At 62.9% G+C, this 14,341-nt stretch carries 15 protein-coding genes; 8 read left to right on the top strand and 7 right to left on the bottom strand.

Translation table 11 applies throughout. From position 1 onward, the window contains the following. Positions 1–10: 10 nt before the first annotated feature. The gene (gene pobA, locus AC3WTO_RS16200) at positions 11–1,180 is read left to right on the top strand and encodes a 4-hydroxybenzoate 3-monooxygenase (protein ID WP_492461768.1); all 1,170 of its coding nucleotides are present in this window, start codon (positions 11–13) and stop codon (positions 1,178–1,180) included. 67 nt (positions 1,181–1,247) lie between these two features. On the opposite strand, the gene pcaQ is transcribed toward pobA, so the two are convergent. Further along, positions 1,248–2,168, bottom strand: a complete 921-nt coding sequence (pcaQ, locus tag AC3WTO_RS16205; protein ID WP_492461769.1) for a pca operon transcription factor PcaQ — start codon at positions 2,166–2,168, stop codon at positions 1,248–1,250. A gap of 89 nt (positions 2,169–2,257) precedes the next feature. Here pcaQ and pcaD point away from each other — a divergent pair, with 89 nt between their 5' ends. Genes pcaD through AC3WTO_RS16230 form a run of 5 tightly spaced genes read left to right on the top strand, consistent with a single transcriptional unit; the run spans position 2,258 to position 5,953 of the window. Further along, positions 2,258–3,058, top strand: coding sequence for a 3-oxoadipate enol-lactonase (pcaD, locus tag AC3WTO_RS16210; protein WP_492461770.1), 801 nt, complete (start codon positions 2,258–2,260; stop codon positions 3,056–3,058). Position 3,059: 1 nt separating this feature from the next. Next, the gene (pcaC, locus tag AC3WTO_RS16215; RefSeq protein ID WP_492461771.1) at positions 3,060–3,464 is read left to right on the top strand and encodes a 4-carboxymuconolactone decarboxylase; all 405 of its coding nucleotides are present in this window, start codon (positions 3,060–3,062) and stop codon (positions 3,462–3,464) included. Positions 3,465–3,466: 2 nt separating this feature from the next. Then, positions 3,467–4,207, top strand: coding sequence for a protocatechuate 3,4-dioxygenase subunit beta (gene pcaH / locus AC3WTO_RS16220; protein WP_492461772.1), 741 nt, complete (start codon positions 3,467–3,469; stop codon positions 4,205–4,207). 59 nt (positions 4,208–4,266) lie between these two features. Further along, positions 4,267–4,884, top strand: a complete 618-nt coding sequence (gene pcaG / locus AC3WTO_RS16225; protein ID WP_492461773.1) for a protocatechuate 3,4-dioxygenase subunit alpha — start codon at positions 4,267–4,269, stop codon at positions 4,882–4,884. Positions 4,885–4,894: 10 nt separating this feature from the next. Continuing rightward, positions 4,895–5,953, top strand: coding sequence for a 3-carboxy-cis,cis-muconate cycloisomerase (locus AC3WTO_RS16230; protein WP_492461774.1), 1,059 nt, complete (start codon positions 4,895–4,897; stop codon positions 5,951–5,953). Between the two features lie 24 nt (positions 5,954–5,977). Here the strand turns inward: AC3WTO_RS16230 and AC3WTO_RS16235 are convergent, their stop codons facing one another. From AC3WTO_RS16235 to AC3WTO_RS16260, 6 genes are all read right to left on the bottom strand, one after another. Further along, positions 5,978–6,667 carry an ATP-binding cassette domain-containing protein gene (locus tag AC3WTO_RS16235; protein ID WP_492461775.1) on the bottom strand — a complete coding sequence of 230 codons (690 nt, stop codon included), beginning with the start codon at positions 6,665–6,667 and terminating at the stop codon, positions 5,978–5,980. After that, positions 6,664–8,391 (bottom strand): branched-chain amino acid ABC transporter ATP-binding protein/permease, encoded by a 1,728-nt coding sequence (locus tag AC3WTO_RS16240; RefSeq protein WP_492461776.1) that lies wholly within the window; start codon positions 8,389–8,391, stop codon positions 6,664–6,666. Before AC3WTO_RS16240 ends, AC3WTO_RS16235 begins: the two co-directional genes overlap by 4 nt. Then, positions 8,384–9,238: a branched-chain amino acid ABC transporter permease gene (locus AC3WTO_RS16245; protein WP_492461777.1), complete on the bottom strand. Its 855-nt coding sequence runs from the start codon at positions 9,236–9,238 to the stop codon at positions 8,384–8,386. Before AC3WTO_RS16245 ends, AC3WTO_RS16240 begins: the two co-directional genes overlap by 8 nt. A 28-nt stretch (positions 9,239–9,266) precedes the next feature. Continuing rightward, the gene (locus tag AC3WTO_RS16250) at positions 9,267–10,454 is read right to left on the bottom strand and encodes a substrate-binding domain-containing protein (RefSeq protein ID WP_492461778.1); all 1,188 of its coding nucleotides are present in this window, start codon (positions 10,452–10,454) and stop codon (positions 9,267–9,269) included. A gap of 26 nt (positions 10,455–10,480) precedes the next feature. Further along, positions 10,481–11,917, bottom strand: coding sequence for an indoleacetamide hydrolase (iaaH, locus tag AC3WTO_RS16255; RefSeq protein WP_492461779.1), 1,437 nt, complete (start codon positions 11,915–11,917; stop codon positions 10,481–10,483). A gap of 153 nt (positions 11,918–12,070) precedes the next feature. Then, the gene (locus tag AC3WTO_RS16260) at positions 12,071–12,796 is read right to left on the bottom strand and encodes a helix-turn-helix transcriptional regulator (protein ID WP_492461780.1); all 726 of its coding nucleotides are present in this window, start codon (positions 12,794–12,796) and stop codon (positions 12,071–12,073) included. Positions 12,797–12,966: 170 nt separating this feature from the next. On the opposite strand from AC3WTO_RS16260, the gene AC3WTO_RS16265 reads away from it, so the two are divergent. Next, positions 12,967–13,407, top strand: coding sequence for a VOC family protein (locus AC3WTO_RS16265; RefSeq protein ID WP_492461781.1), 441 nt, complete (start codon positions 12,967–12,969; stop codon positions 13,405–13,407). A gap of 171 nt (positions 13,408–13,578) precedes the next feature. Then, a complete protein-coding gene (locus AC3WTO_RS16270) occupies positions 13,579–14,274 on the top strand; it encodes a GntR family transcriptional regulator (RefSeq protein ID WP_492461782.1) in 696 nt (231 codons plus the stop codon). The last annotated feature ends 67 nt before the right edge of the window (positions 14,275–14,341 follow it).

The raw sequence follows: 14,341 nt of genomic DNA on the forward strand, positions 1-14,341 counted from the left end.
TGGGTACCGAATGCGAACACAGGTCGTCATTGTCGGTTCCGGGCCTTCAGGCCTGTTGCTTGGCCAGCTCCTAAGCAGAGCCGGCATCGACAATGTCATTCTCGACCGGGTCGGAAAGGATTACATCCTGGGCCGCGTCCGTGCCGGCGTTCTGGAACAAGGCACGGTTGACCTGCTGCACAGGACCGGTGCCGCGTCCCGCCTGAGCGCTGAAGGCCTGAGGCACGACGGCTTCTCCATCGCTTTCGACGGACGCGACCATCGCATTGATCTTGCCGCCCTCGCCGGTGGGCATGTCACCGTCTACGGCCAGACCGAAATGACGCGCGACCTGATGGCAGCTCGCGAAGCTGCAGGCACTTCGACGCTTTATGAGGTCGAAGATGCCGCCTTGCACGGTTTCGAGACCGACAGCCCGCACGTGACCTACAGGAGGAACGGCGTCGCCGCGCGGATCGATTGCGACATCATTGCCGGCTGCGACGGCTTCCACGGCATCAGCCGCCGCAGCGTCCCGGCCGGCGCGATACGGACTTTCGAACGCGCCTATCCGTTCGGCTGGCTGGGCGTGCTGGCCGAAGTGCCGCCGGTCAGCGACGAACTGATCTATGCCAGCCACGAACGTGGCTTCGCGCTCTGCTCGATGCGCTCGACGACGCGCTCGCGTTATTATGTGCAGGTGCCCGCCGACGAGCAGATGGACCATTGGAGCGACGACCGCTTCTGGGACGAGTTGCGCAGCCGGCTCCCCCGCCACCATGCCGAAGCCGTCACCATCGGCCCTTCCTTCGAAAAATCGATCGCACCGCTGCGCTCCTTCGTGGCGGAGCCGCTGCGCTTCGGCCGCCTCTTCCTCGTCGGCGACGCCGCCCATATCGTGCCACCTACCGGCGCCAAGGGATTGAACCTTGCCGCCAGCGACGTGCACTACCTGTTCGAAGGTTTGCGTGAATTCTTTCTCGACAAATCCCCGGCCGGCATCGACGCCTATTCCGGACGCGCATTGGCCAGGGTGTGGAAGGCCGTGCGTTTCTCCTGGTGGATGACCACTTTGCTCCACCGCTTCCCCGATCGCACCGATTTTGAGCTCAGGATACAGGCTGCTGAGCTCGACTATCTGACACACTCCCGCGCCGCCGCGGCAGCTCTCGCGGAGAACTATGTCGGCCTGCCCTACTAGAGCCCGTTGTCGAAGACCGAGCGTTATTCTAACCAGATTGATACGCTCAATCCCGAATATGGAACGGCTATTGCGGCAATTCCGCCGCAGCCTCGCGCAGCGTCTGCATCAGCAGCCCCAGTCCAAGCGTCGGCTGCTGGTCTGCGCGGATGGTGAGGCCGACCGGGCCCTTGGTTTCGCTGGTGTCGATCGGCAGCATGGCCAGCACCCCGTCTTCGATGTCGGCAGCCACCACACCTTCGGAAATCACCCACACGGCGTCATTCGAGCGCACGAAGGCACGCCCAAAGGCGTGCGACACAGTTTCGATCTGCGTCGGCCAATTGGGCATGCCATTGGCGATCAGCAGGCGCTCGACGAAGGGACGGATGATCGAGGTGTGTGTCGGCATCAGGGCGACATAACGCGTGAGATCGGCGAAATCGAAAGTGCCACGGGCCAGCAGAGGATGGCCGGCGCGCACCACGAACCTGACTTCTTCCGAATAGAGGTGTTCGAACGAAAGCCCGGTCATCTGTTCGGGCGCCGCCAGCCGCCCGACGACGATGTCTAGGTCTCCGACCCGCAACTGTCCAAGCAGCACGGCGTTCTCGCCGGTGACGATCTTGACGCGACTGGCGGTATTTTCACCAAGGAACAGCGCCATGGCGCGTGGCATGATGCGCGTGGAGACAGTCGGCAACGCACCGATCCGCACCGGCTCGGAATTGCCCAGCCTGTCGGCGGCAATCGAATCCACACCTTGCCGCAGCGCCGAGATCGCTGCGCCCGCGTGGCGCAGGAACAGCTCACCCAGCCGGGTGACGCGAATGCCACGGCCATCGCGCTCCAGCACGCGCACGCCGAGCGCATCTTCCAGTTCACGGATGGTCTTGGTCACGGCCGGCTGGCTGACATGCAGCATTTCAGCCGCCTTCATCACGCTTTTCTGCCGCGAGACCTCGACGAATGTCTGCAGATGTCGGAACTTGATGCGTTGGTCGATCATGTCGCCCATAACCTGCGAGTTAATGGAATAGCCCAATTTATTATTTTACTTAACCAAACGGAAGGGCGACAACAACGCAGGAGGTGCGCATGCGACTGACACGGATCAACGATATCGTCCTGCATCACCGCCTGACGGGCGCGCCGTCCGACGGCGCTGTCGTCGTCTTCATCAACTCGCTCGGCACTGATTTCCGTATCTGGGACGAGACCGTCGCTCGCCTGGCGGGCGAATGCGCGACGCTGGTCTACGACAAACGCGGCCACGGCCTTTCCGACCTCGGCGATGCCCAGCCGAGCATCGACACCCATGCTGCTGACCTTGCTGCCCTGCTTGACCATCTCGCCATCAAGCGTGCGATTGTCTGCGGGCTTTCCATCGGCGGCCTTATAACGCTGCAGCTCTACGCCAAGCGGCCGGATCTCGTGCAGGCAATGATCCTGAGCAACACAGCGCACAAGATTGGTACAGTCCAATCGTGGGGAGAACGCATCGGGATTGCCGAGACCCGAGGCATCGCCGCCTTCGCCGACGGCGTCATGGAAAAATGGTTTACGCCAGCCTTTCACCGTGGACGCGCCGACGAGCTCGCCGGCTACCGCAACATGCTTATCCGCCAGCCTGTGGCTGGCTATGTTGCCGCCTGCAAGGCGCTGGCCTCGGCCGATCTGACCGAAACCGCGCAACGCGTTTCAGTCCCGTCACTCTGCATCGTCGGCGACCAGGACGGTTCGACGCCGCCGGCTCTCGTTCGATCGCTCGCCGATCTCGTGCCTGGCGCGCGCTATCAAATCATCGAGGGCGCGGGACACATCCCTTGTGTCGAGCAACCGGAAGCCTTCACGGCACTGGCCGGCGCCTTCATCCGCTCGCAATCACCGGGACGCTGACATGGCCAAAGGCGAAACAACGTCGGAACGCTACCGGCAAGGGATAAAAACACGTCGCGCGGTACTCGGTGACGCCCATGTGGATCGCGCGGAGCTTGCCGCAACCGAATTTGACCGTCCCTTCCAGGAATTGATCACCGAAGCGGCCTGGGGCACGGTATGGGCCCGCCCCGCCTGGACGCCACGGGAACGTTCCATCGTCACCATCGCGCTACTGGCGGCTCTCGGCCATGACGAGGAAGTGGCCATGCATGTGCGCGCCACCGCCAACACCGGGGCGACACGCCAGGACATCACGGAGGCCATGCTGCATGTCGCTATCTATGCTGGCGTCCCGGCGGCCAACCGTGCCATCCGTATCGCCAAGCAGGTCTACGCCACGCTCGATGCCGAAGGGAAAGCCTGACCATGACGGACCGCAAGCCCGACACCGGCGCCTTCTTCACGCGCGACCGCACCTGGCAGCCGCCGGCCTACACGCCAGACTACAAGACCTCGGTGCTGCGCTCGCCGCAGCGGGCGTTACTGGCGCTGGACAATACGCTTTCGGAGATCACTGGCCCGGTTTTCGGTCACGCAATCCTCGGTGAGCTCGACAACGACCTCATCCATAATTTCGCCCGCCCCGGCGAGGCCGCGATCGGCGAGCGCATCATCGTGCATGGCCGCGTCCTGGACGAAAGCGGGCGTGGTGTGCCGGGCGCGCTGATCGAAGTGTGGCAGGCGAATGCCGGCGGCCGCTACCGTCACAAGAAGGAAGGTTATCTGGCGGCGCTCGACCCCAATTTCGGCGGCTGCGGACGCTGCATCACCGATGAGCATGGCAACTACCGTTTCCGTACGGTGAAGCCCGGCCCCTACCCCTGGCCGAACGGTCCGAACGACTGGCGTCCCGCGCACATCCATTTTTCCGTGTTCGGCCAGGGCTTCGCCCAACGGCTGATCACGCAGATGTATTTCGAGGGCGACCCGTTGATCTGGCGTTGCCCGATCGTGCGCACCATTCCCGATCGCCGCGCCGTGGAACTGCTGATCGCGCCGCTCGACATGGCCAACACCATTCCCATGGACGCGCGCGCCTACAAGTTCGACATTGTCTTGCGCGGCAGGCGTTCAACGCTCTTTGAAAACCGGCTGGATGGCAACTAGACCCGAGCCCGGAGGATGATCGAATTGGGACCTGAAATGACAAAAGGCTCGTGAGCTTAATGGTGCAGGATCTGACCTATCTCAAGGAAAGTGCCTCGCAGACGGCGGGTCCATATGTGCATATCGGGCTGACACCGAATGCCTCCGGCATCACCGGCGTATACCCGTCCGACCTCGGTACGGCGATGGTGAACGACCGCACCAAGGGCACGCGGATCGCCATCCGCGGCCGCGTCTTCGACGGCGGCGGCGCAGCGCTGCGCGACGGCCTTGTCGAGATCTGGCAGGCGGATGCGGCGGGCCTTTACAACAGTCCGAGCGAGCCGCGTGGGCAGGCCGACCCTGACTTCACCGGCTGGGGTCGCCGTGCTTGCGACGGCGACAGCGGCGAATTCGTCTTCCAAACCGTCAAACCCGGCCGGGTGCCGTTCAAGGACGGGCGACTGATGGCGCCGCACATCACCTTCTGGATCGTCGCCCGCGGCATCAATCTCGGGCTGCACACTCGCATGTACTTCCCCGAGGAAGAGCAGGCGAATGCTGAAGATCCGCTGCTTCTGCGCCTTGAGCATCGCGACCGGGCGAAGACCATGATCGCCCAAGCCGAAGGCAGCAACGGCTACCGGTTCGACATCCATCTGCAGGGCGAACGGGAAACCGTCTTCCTGGATATCTGAGCCGGACGCAATGAGCGTTTGCCCTTTCGATCACCCAATCCTTGGCGGGCTTCTCGGCGATGAGGAGATCGCCGGTTACTTCTCCGTCGAAGCGGAAATCAAGGCGATGCTTGTTTTCGAGGCGGCGCTGGCCACCACCGAGGGCAAGGCCGGACTGATATCCGAGGAATCGGCGACGGCCATCGTCTACGCCATCGCCGCGTTCGAACCCGACATCCACCGGCTGCGCATAGCGGTCTCAACCGACGGCGTCGTCGTGCCGGAACTGGTGCGGCAGTTGCGTGAAGCGGTCGGGGGCAAGGCGGCTTCCGATATTCATTTCGGCGCCACCAGCCAGGATGTCATCGACAGCGGACTGATGCTCCGCCTGAAACCGGTGCTGGCCATCATCGAACAGCGGCTCGCCGTCTTCCTGCGCGCGCTTGCCGGCCTTGAGAAGCGCGACGGTGAACGCGCACTGATGGCCGTCACGCGCATGCAGCCCGCAATCTCGATTCGAGCAGCCGACCGCATCGTGAGCTGGCGCGAACCGTGTGAACGCAACTTGGAGCGGCTGCGCGCATGGATGGTGGACGGGCCTGCGCTGCAGTTCGGCGGCGCGGCCGGAACGCTCGACAGGCTTGGCGACAAGGCGAATGGAGTGCGCGCAGCTCTTGCCGAAGAGCTCGGGCTGGCCGATCGCCCGCGATGGCACAGCCAACGCGATCGCATCGCCGGCCTGGCTTCCACCTTGTCGCTGATCTCCGGCATTCTCGGCAAATTCGGACAGGACATAACCCTCATGGCGCTGTCCGGCGACGCGATCGAGCTTGTCGGCAGTGGCGGTTCTTCGGCCATGCCGCACAAGCAGAACCCCGTCTCAGCCGAAGTGCTGGTGACGCTCGCCCGTTTCAACGCCACGCAGCTTGCCGGCATGCACGGGGCGCTGGTGCATGAGCAGGAACGATCCGGCGCCGCCTGGACCCTGGAATGGATGATCCTGCCGCAGATGATCGTCGCTACGGCGACCGCTACCAGGCTCGCCACCGAGCTTGTCACCAACATTCGACGACTGGGCAACGAAGCCTAGCCTTAGCATCATATTTGACTGCGTTCAGACGGTCAGATGTTTGACGATATCGGCGCGCCCAACCTCCGTCCGCGAACCGGTCAACACACAGCGACCGTGATCCATCACCAGATAGTGGTCGGCGATCAGCTCGGCGAAGGAGAGGTTCTGCTCGACAACGATGAAAGCCGTGCCAACTGCCTTCCTTGTGTTGATAATGTCGGCCATGCGCTGGATGTTTTCCCACTGCACACCCTCCGTCGGCTCGTCGAGCACGACGGCAGGCTGACCTTCCGCGAGCCCACGCGTGAAGGACAGCAGTTTCTTCTCGCCACCGGACAGAGTGCCCGCGCGCTGCGCCAACCGCCGCTCAAGAACCGGGAACAAATCGAAGAAGGGCCGATAGCTGTCCAGCCGGCCGTCCTTGCTCATCAGCGCCAGATTGTCCGAGACGGTGAGATCATCGAACACCGGGCGCTCCTGCGGACAGTAGCTGATCCCCAGTCCTCTGCGCGCCTCGGGCGCCATCGCGCCTGCCTTGCGGCCACCGATTGCCACCTCGCCCGATCGGCACGGCAGGTAGCCGAGCAGCAGCTTGAGCAGCGTCGACTTGCCGACGCCATTTCGGCCAACGATGCACAGCACCTGCCCGGTACCAACTTCGGCGCTGAGTTCCTCCACGACTTTCAGGCTGCCGTAGCCGCCGGAAAGATTGTTGAAGCTGACCGGGATCATTTCTGACCTCCGACATAGACGGCTTGTACAGCCGGATCGGCCTGGATGTCGGCGACGCTACCTTCTGCCAGCAAGGCGCCATTGTGGAACACCATCACACGGTCGGCGATCCTGCGCACCAGCGCCATATCGTGCTCGATGATGATGATGACGTTTCCAAGTCTCTCGGCTGCCCAGCGGATGACGTCGACGGCGCGCGAGGTCTCGTCGGCTGAGAGGCCGGCGCAGGGTTCGTCCAGCAGCAGGATGCGCGGTTGCACGGCGAGCGCCATGGCAAGCTCTAGGATCTGGCGCTCGCCATGCGAAAGGTCGCTCGCCGGCGCGTCTTCATTGCCGAGAAAGGCATAGCGGTCGGTCAGTTCGCCGACGATCGGGCTCGACCATCGACGTAGCGACCGTAGCAGCAGATCGAATGGTCGCGCGCCGTTGCTCCACAGCGCTATCGCGAGATTGTCCCCGATCGACAGTTCCGGAAACACGCTTGGCGCTTGCAGCTTGCGACCGAAGCCGAGCCGCGCCACCCGATACGGCGCCAGGTTGGTGATATCGAGCGCGCCGACCTTCACGCTGCCGGCACTGGCCGGCAGTTCGCCGGTGATCAGGTTGAAGGTCGACGTCTTGCCGGCACCGTTGGGTCCGATGATGCAGGCTACGCCTTTCGGCGGGAACGCGACGGTCAGGTCGTTCAGAATGTTGATGCCGCCGGCACTGACCCGCGCCGCGTCGATGGTCAGGGCTTCCTGCACCCCAGTTCCGGTCCGCGCGGGGGCTTCGATGGCTGCCTGCGGATGTGCACCGGCCAAGGCGCGGCGCAGGCGCTCCGTCACCGGCGTGAACAGTCCGATCACCCCTTGCGGAAAGGCGAGCACGACCACCATGAAGAAGCCGGCCATGATGACTTCCCAATAGGGAATGCTGTCGCGCATCTCCGCCGTCATCGAGCCGACCAGCAAGGTACCGAGGACCGGCCCGTAAAGCCGGCCACGCCCGCCAACCGCCGTCCATACCAGAAGTTCCGCCGAAAAGGCAAAGCCGACGACCTGAGGCGAAACCAGGCCCTGCTGCGGCGCGTAGAGCGCACCGGCAAGACCGGCGAAAAACCCCGACACGGCAAAGGCGATTGCCTTGTAGTGATGAGGGTTGAAGCCGAACAGCGCGACGCGGCGCTCGTTCTGGGCGATGGCGCGCCACAGCACGCCGAGTGGTGCGCTGTACAGCCAGGACGCGATCGCCAGCACGGCGACGAGGGCGACGGCGGCGAGATAATAGTTGGCGCGGAAATCATCGATCCCTGGCAGTCCCGGGATGCCGGCGAGGCCGTTGAAGCCGCCCGTCACCGAATTCCAGTTGCTGGCGATCTGGAACGCCAGCATCGAGAGCGCCAGCGTGATCAAAGAGAAGAATGGCCCGCTGCCGCCGTCGCGGCGAAACACCATCAATCCGATCAGCAGCGCCAGTACGCCGCTCGCCAGGGCAGCAAGGGGCAGCAGCAGGTAGATCAGGTAACTGCCGGGCATTGCCTTCAGGAGGATTGCCGACAGATAGGCCGAAATGCCGAAGAACATCGCCTGGCCGAGCGGCAGGAAGCCTGCCTGTCCCCAGCACAAGCCAAGCCCGACGGCAACCATCGCATAGAGATAGTAGAGGCCGAGCTGATAGGTCCAATAGTCGCCAACCGCAAACGGCAGGACAAGCAGCGCGACAAGCGTGATGATATTAGCCATGCGAAAACAATCCGCGCGGCTTCAGCCACAGGAACAGGATCGCCACCACCAGCACGGTGAAATAGGCTTGCGTGCTGCCGAAGACGGCCGACATCAAACTGTCCAGGCCGCCGATGACGCCTGTGCCGGCGACCACGCCAAGCACGCTGCCCAACCCGCCGACAACCAGCACGAAGAACGATTTGATGACATAGTCGAGCCCGAGATAGGGATGCACCGGCACCAGCGGCGCCACCATGACACCGGCAAGACCCGCAAGGCAGGAGCCGACCACGAAAGTTGTTGTGGCAAGCCGCTTCACCGGCATGCCGAGCGCGCGGGCAAGGTCCGGATTGCCGACCATCGCCCGGATCCTCAGCCCAGCCCGGCTGGTTCCGTACCAGGCGAAGAGCGCGCCGATGATTGTGACGCAGACAATGATCAGCACCAGCCGGTAGGTCGGATAGTCGGTACCGAACAGCGCCGCCGTACCGGCAAGCGGCACGGCTACACTGTTGAAGCCAAGACCGAACCCGGCCTCCGCCAGCTTGCGCAGGAGCAGGCTCAACCCCCATGTTGCCACCAGCGTATCGAAAGGACGGCGATAGAGGGGACGGATCAGAAGCACCTCGACGATGAGGCCGACGCCTCCACAGACCAGAAGCGCCAGAGGCACCGCCAGCAGGAAGGGCGCGCCGGCCCGATCGACAACCAGGGCGCAGAACGCACCCATCATGACGAATTCGCCATGCGCCAGATTGAGCACGCCGAGCATGCCGAAGGTGATGGCAAGCCCGAGCGCGATCATCGCCAGCGTCGTCACGCCGAAAACGATGTTCAACAGCTGCGTGACGATCAGCGGATCCACGACCCCTCCCCCTAGCTGTGTCGACAGTTCACACCGGACAGGACTGGCCGCTGGCAACCTTCTCGAAGGTCTTGACCACCTCGAACTCGGCGCCCTTGCACATTGCGAGATACATGTCCTTGTCGACATGGCGTCCCGTCATCGTCGCGGTGCCGCCGGCGGTGGCGAAGGTGAGCCCCTGCGAAGCCGCAGCAACAGCGGCCGCTTCCGTCGAGCCCGCCTTGTCGACAAGCGCCTTGGCACAATGCACGCCGGCATAGGCGTCGGCACCGAGCGTCGACAGCTGGGGCACCTTGTCGCCGAACTTCGTCTTCATTGCCGCCTTGAATTTCTGGTTGGCCTCGGAGCCGACATTGGCGAAGTAAGCCATGCAGGAATAGAGATTGCCGCTGCTCTCGGCACCGATGCCCTGCAGCGTGTTTTCCTCGAGCAGGAAGGCCAGCCGGGTGATGTCCTTGTCGAGGCCGAATGAAGCGAAGGCCCGGTTGAAATTGACGTTGTCGGCCCCAATCACCGTGATCAGCACGACATCGGGCTTGGCACCCTTGATGCGCGTGACGATCTCTTCGAAACGGTTGGGCGCGCCGAGCGGGACATATTCTTCCCCAGCAATCGTGCCGCCGCCGGCACCGATGTAAGATTTGGCGGCTTCGTTGGAATTGCGGGCCCAGACATAGTCGTTGCCGATGAGGTAGAAGGACTTTGCCCCCTTCTCCTTCATCATGAACTCGATAGACGGCTTGATCTGCTGCGGCGGCGTTTCGCCGAGGCAATAGAGATTTGCGGTGCAGTCGCCGCCTTCATAGACCGGCGTGTAGATGTAAGGAATCTTGCCTTTGACGGTGGCCTCGACCGCCTGGCGCACGGCGCTGTCATGCGAGCCGACGACGAGGTCGACCTTTTCCTCCAGCATCAGGCGCACCACCGATTTCGCCACTTCGGCGGGAGCAGCTCCTGCATCGGTCGGAATCAGCTTGATCTTGCGGCCAAGAATCCCGCCGGCGGCATTGGCTTCGTCCGCGGCCAGTTCCGCGCAGCCCTGGTTCGACGGCCCGAAAAGCGCTGCGGGTCCCGACAGCGGGATCAACAGTCCGATCTTGAATTCCCCCTCCGCGGCGATGGCGCGGCGCAAAGTGGCCGGCGCGATGCCGGCTGCAAGCGCGCCGGCCATGCCGGCCAGCATGGTGCGGCGATCGATGGTCATGAATGGTGGCATGTCGTTCCTCCCCTTGTTGTTTTTTGTCAGGCTCGCTCGATGGCTGCCCGGTTGAGCGTTGGCGCCGGAAGCGCCGGCAACAACGCTTCGAACGCGGCCGCGATCGACAGCAGCGCCCGATCTGTCCCCGGCAATCCGTCAAGGGCCAATCCGACAGGCAATCCCCGTGCCGTGAGCCCGACCGGCAGGTTGATGCCCGGCAGCCCGGCAACGCTGCCCGGATCCGTGTTGCGGATGAAGGTCTGGAATGTCGGCACCCGCCGACCGTTCAACTCGACGTCGACATCCTCGCCGATCGGACGCGCGGGCAGCGGTGTCGTCGGAAACACCAGCGCATCGATGCCATGACCAGCAAAGTGATCTTTGTAAGCTTTGATCAGGCGCGGTCGATGAACATCCATTGCTTCCCGATATAGAGCTTCGGGAACCATCGTGGCCGGATCGCTGATCAGGCGCATGATGCCTTGCACATCCGGGCTCGCGGCCTTGCCGACGATGTCGTCGAAGCTGACCGACGCGCCACTTTCCGCGAGGTAAGCAACGATGTCACGACCTGGTTCATAGAAGGCTATGATGCTGGCGGCAGCGTTCAGCGCGGCAAGGTCCGCAACGTCAGACTCGACCAACGTCACCCCGGCAGCCTTGAGCTGAGCCAGCGCCTGCTGGCAGATCCGTTCCGTCTCGGGGTCGAGATCTTCCCAGAAATAGCCGCGCGGAACACCGAGCCGCACTCCATCCAATGGCCGCGCGTCTTGGACGCCGGTGTTGCCGGTGACGATCCGATCCATCAATTCGAGGTCGGCGACGCACCGCGCCATCGGGCCCGGCGTATCCCGGGTCGACGAGATCGGCACGATCCCGTTCACCGGCCAGCGACCGGCGGAGGGACGCAGGGAAGCGATGCCGCACAAGGCTGCCGGAACACGCACCGACCCTCCGGTGTCGGTGCCAATGCCTCCTGGGGTTAGGCGTGCCGCGCAGGAGGCACCGGCACCACCCGATGATCCACCTGGAATCATCAGGGGATCATAGGGATTGCGGATTGCACCGGAGAAAGCGTTGTTGTTGGTGATGCCGAAGGCCAGCTCGTGCATGCCGGTCCGACCGAGAAAAACGGCGCCGGAATCGCGCAAGGCTGCGGCGACCAGCGCATCCTTCTTTGGACGATGGCCGGCAAGGCCGGGCGTGCCGGCACAGCATTCCTGGCCGGCGATGTCGATGTTGTCCTTCATGCCGAGCGGCACGCCGGCGAGAGGCCCCAGCACTTCGCCGCTGCGGCGTGCGCAATCCACCTCGTACGCGGCTTCGAGCGAAGCTTCCGCGTCGATCGAGACGAAGGCGTTCAGATGAACATGAGCAGCGCCACGATCGAGAAAGGTCTGAATGAGACGCTCGGCGCTCACCTCGCCGTTGCGAATGGCTTCTGCCGCAGCCGCAACGCCGAGCTCATGCAATTCGGCCATCCAGTCCTCCTCACCCGATCAGGCAAGGCGGATGCTAGAGGCGCGAGCCCGGCGCGTGTATCAGCAGAAATGCGGATGCGCTCGGATCGTGATGCTCAAGGATTGCAGAGGCAGAGCGGAGTTCCGTCTCAGCTCAATTGCCTTCTGGTCCGGTCAATTGTCGGAGCGGGAAACCGTGGCCGCCAGTTCCGCGCGATTGGCGCAACCACGTTTTTCCATGGCCCGCGAAAGATGCGTGCGCACGGTGGCGAAGCCGATGCCGAGCAGCCGGGCGATGTCGCGATCGGTGCAACCACGCGCCACCAGAACCGCAACGTCACGCTCGCGCGGCGTCAGGTCATCGCCATGCAGTGAGGCCCGCAACAGCGCACGCCGCAGGAACGGTTCCAACATGTCGAGCAGCACCACGTCGCGTTCCTCGAACTCCGGCCGCCCCTTGGCGCGCCAGATGCGCAGGTCACCAAGGTCCTTGCCATCGTCGAAGACGAACAGGTTGATGCCATGATGCATGCCGTCGCGGGACAGGAAATCGTTGAAGAATTCCGTGTGTTCGAGCTTGCGATGTGGAATCACAAGCTCGACCGGCGTCGCCCGCTTTCGCGCACGCAACTGCTGCGTCATCGGGTCGTGGAACTGGAACCAGTCGTCATAGGCCCTGAGATTGTCTTCGCTCATCCGGTAGGCACGCGAACGCTCGAAAACGCCCTTGCCGCCGTTCCAGACATAGGAAGCGCCGAAATCCGAGCGCGTCAGGCGAATGATATCCGCCAGAACGTCACCGCGCGCGTCGGCACCCGGACCGACACGTTCAAGCCGTGCGACGATATCGCCATAAAGGCGGATCTCGTCGGACGTGATGTCCCTCATCACAACGCCCATGACCCGCTCCTCCCCAGCAACAGGCTCACGGACGCGGACTATAATGAGCTATCGCGCCCTGTCTACCTCGTCAGTCCAGGGAGATAGCCGGCTCTCCACGATCAGTTCCAGCGCATGAATCGTTTCTTGATCAAAAGATCGAATGATGCAATCTTTCAAGTTATCCATTGATGTATCCGAACCGCCTGGCGATCCGCTCCACCATGACACTCACCGCTCAAACTCATCCACCGATCGAACAGACAATCGGCTTCTTTCGCGTCAGCGATCTCCGGCGCACCCGCGATTTCTACGAACGGGCTTTCGGCTTGCGTCTTGTCTTCGAGCGCGAAGGCAAGGTGCTGATCCTTCAGGCCACCGGCGAGAGCTTCTTCGGTTTCGTCACCGGCGAGCTGCCTGCGAACCAGCCACGGATGGGAGCCATCACCTTTGTCTCTTCCGATGTCGATGCCTGGTCGAAACGCCTCGCTGAACTCGGCATCGAAACCAAGGGCCCACCTATCTTCAAGCCGGAATTCGGCATCTACATCCTCTATGTCACCGATCCGGACGGCTACACGGTCGAAGTGCTCGAGATGCGCGCCAAAGGCTGGCCGCATAAGACGCAATGAGCAGCCCGGCCGATGCTATCAGGCTGCAGTGCCCGGATCGCGAACGGAGCAAGCCATGCCGGAGTTGAGCCAGCAAAGCCGTGCTCTTGTCTCCAACATCAAGGATGACTACGACAGCAGAAGACTTGGAGCGATCCAGTCGCAACCGTCCTTCCAACAAGGGATAATATCGTGGCAGTCGACGTCTTTGCACCGATAGCGTCGCGCAGCACCATCCAGGACGGTGTCTACCGGCAGCTCAGGCATGCCCTGATGACGGGTCGTTTCGACCCGGGCCAGACGCTGACGATCGCATCGCTGTCGGATTCGTTCGGCACCAGCCATATGCCGGTGCGGGAAGCTCTGCGTCGGCTCGCTGCCGAAAATGCGCTCGAGGTGGCGGCAAACGGTTCGGCCCGCATTCCCGCCACCAGCCGCGCAAGGCTCGATGATCTGTGCCGCGCACGCATCGCGGTCGAGAGCCTGGCGACCGAACTGGCCGTGCCCAACATCACCGCACGCGACATCGTTCAGCTGGAAGGTATCATCCACGAGCACGAAACGATCGGACGAACCGACAGCGTCTACACCATGCTCGGCAAGAATCAGGAATTTCATTTCCATCTCTACGCCGCATCGCAGTCGGAAGTGCTTATCCAGCTCATCGAGACGCTGTGGTTGCGGTTCGGCCCCTACATGCGGCTGTTGACGCGCCACATCGAACCGCTGCTGAAGTCAGACGAAAGCGGCACCTATTCCGTGCACCATCACGAGATGGTTGCTGCGCTCAAGGCCAGGAATGTCGACGCGGCCCGCACCGCCATTATCGCCGACATCGAAGCGACGCGCGACCTGTTGCGCGAATTGACGGCGGAAGATCAATCCTGAGATCACGCAAGTGTGCCCATATCGGGCATACTCTCGAAACTATTTGGTCAATTAATCAACGAGAACG

The sequence above is a fragment of the Mesorhizobium sp. EU05-FHT14A09 genome, assembly GCF_058790995.1.

Coding starts and splice junctions, on each gene's coding strand:
- AC3WTO_RS16230 (WP_492461774.1), top strand. CDS start 4,895: ATGAGCGTTTGCCCTTTCGATCACCCAATCCTTGGCGGGCTTCTCGGC.
- pcaD (WP_492461770.1), top strand. CDS start 2,258: ATGCGACTGACACGGATCAACGATATCGTCCTGCATCACCGCCTGACG.
- iaaH (WP_492461779.1), bottom strand. CDS start 11,917: ATGGCCGAATTGCATGAGCTCGGCGTTGCGGCTGCGGCAGAAGCCATT.
- pcaG (WP_492461773.1), top strand. CDS start 4,267: ATGGTGCAGGATCTGACCTATCTCAAGGAAAGTGCCTCGCAGACGGCG.
- AC3WTO_RS16265 (WP_492461781.1), top strand. CDS start 12,967: ATGTATCCGAACCGCCTGGCGATCCGCTCCACCATGACACTCACCGCT.
- AC3WTO_RS16260 (WP_492461780.1), bottom strand. CDS start 12,796: ATGGGCGTTGTGATGAGGGACATCACGTCCGACGAGATCCGCCTTTAT.
- pcaC (WP_492461771.1), top strand. CDS start 3,060: ATGGCCAAAGGCGAAACAACGTCGGAACGCTACCGGCAAGGGATAAAA.
- pcaH (WP_492461772.1), top strand. CDS start 3,467: ATGACGGACCGCAAGCCCGACACCGGCGCCTTCTTCACGCGCGACCGC.
- pobA (WP_492461768.1), top strand. CDS start 11: ATGCGAACACAGGTCGTCATTGTCGGTTCCGGGCCTTCAGGCCTGTTG.
- AC3WTO_RS16240 (WP_492461776.1), bottom strand. CDS start 8,391: ATGGCTAATATCATCACGCTTGTCGCGCTGCTTGTCCTGCCGTTTGCG.
- AC3WTO_RS16250 (WP_492461778.1), bottom strand. CDS start 10,454: ATGCCACCATTCATGACCATCGATCGCCGCACCATGCTGGCCGGCATG.
- AC3WTO_RS16235 (WP_492461775.1), bottom strand. CDS start 6,667: ATGATCCCGGTCAGCTTCAACAATCTTTCCGGCGGCTACGGCAGCCTG.
- pcaQ (WP_492461769.1), bottom strand. CDS start 2,168: ATGATCGACCAACGCATCAAGTTCCGACATCTGCAGACATTCGTCGAG.